Here is a 1,430-nt window from a genome sequence, read left to right on the forward strand (position 1 = left end):
GAAAGAGCACTGTCGTAAAAGGCTGCTTGCTCGAACTTGTCCCTGCCAGTTCGCGGAAAGGAGTTGCCCTGGCTGGGTCCTGGTATCACGACAAGCAATTCCTGCCCGACTACATCCAGGTTCTGTTCAAGACGTCGCCATCACCTCGCGGCCTTCCAGAAGAGCCTGGCGTCTTGTTCCTATTCAGCCTGGAAGACGCACGACTACTTGAGGTCAAGAAGATAGTTCCGCTTCCCCAAGAACACGCGGTCGAGTATCAAGAAATCGCGCTACATGATGGTTGCCCCGGCAAGCCGTAGGCCACGTCGCCGTATGCGGCCTAACCCCTTGCTCAAGCGCCGACGCGCTACGGCAAGCCGTCTCGCCTCCGCGCGTGTCTTTGCTCAAGCGTTAGGCCTCACATGACTATCTGGCGATTCATCTTGCTTGGACTCGCATGGGGCTTGGCCATGTTGGCCTTCTTTCTTTATGATTTTCGAGGCGGTTCGAATCCAGTCCTCACGCTTCTTCTGGTGACGGGCCTATTTTTGATTGGTGGCATCCTGTTTGGTGTTTCCATGTTCCTCTTAACGAAAGTCGCAGCTCGTGTTGCCGGTTTCGACATATCGAAGACTCAAAAGACCAAGCTTGGACTTCGGAACTCGATTCTCATCGCTGCGGGTATCGTGCCTTCTGTGGCAATCATCGGGGTCGTATTCACGCTTCAATACGAATTCTTGTGGGTAGCACTGGCGGCATGCTTGGGGCCCACACTTGTTCTCTTGCCGGGCTCGGCCAAGTCAATCAGTGGCCGATTGCTGTTCGTTCGATGCATTGGTTCGGTGACAGTGGGTGCACTCGCCGCCGCTACAGCCGGTGCATTGTTCATGTCCTTCGAGTTGGCTCCGGTGTTCATGTTGACGTGCGTTGCGTATGCGGCGGCTTGGACTATCGCTCAAGTTATTTCTATATTGGTTCGTCCGCATTTCAGTCAGGAGGCAGGGCAGTGACGGCGAAATCCAACATGTCGCTCGATGCCGACCCACAGCTGCAGAAGGCCGATTCGCCGCGAGTATTGCCGTCCGGTCAGCTCCAACGTTGTCCAGCATCGATCCGCAGCGCAGGCATGCGAACCGAAATGGCATGAGAGCTTCGACCTGGCTTCGGTGCGTTGGCTACTCTGTCGTAGTCATTGCTTTACTGCTGCTTTTGAGGGTTGGCGACCTGTTGCCATTTGACCTTTCTCTTTGGTTTCAAGTTCTCTGGTCTGGCGCTTCGACTCCGCGCTACATGCGTGTCGTTCCCACGAGGGAGTCGAGTATGCTCGCGTGGGGTTTGCTGGCATTTGGCCTCATCCTGATTGCGACGGGTTGGGCGCTAAAGCCGAAACGAGAGGAGAAGTGACTTATGGTGACTTATGCATAACATGTCAATCGACACGGATCCACAAC

Annotated in this window: 2 protein-coding genes; both read left to right on the forward strand. The window is 55.0% G+C overall.

Annotated features, from left to right (window positions below; genetic code table 11):
• The coding region (locus AC1DWI_RS23075; RefSeq protein WP_477725907.1) for a hypothetical protein at positions 1 to 299 on the forward strand (299 nt) is incomplete at its 5' end.
• A 102-nt stretch (positions 300 to 401) separates the two neighbouring features.
• The gene (locus AC1DWI_RS23080) at positions 402 to 989 is read left to right on the forward strand and encodes a hypothetical protein (protein ID WP_477671180.1); all 588 of its coding nucleotides are present in this window, start codon (positions 402 to 404) and stop codon (positions 987 to 989) included.
• Positions 990 to 1,430: the final 441 nt, after the last annotated feature.

This window comes from Polaromonas sp. P3_C2 (genome assembly GCF_056402675.1).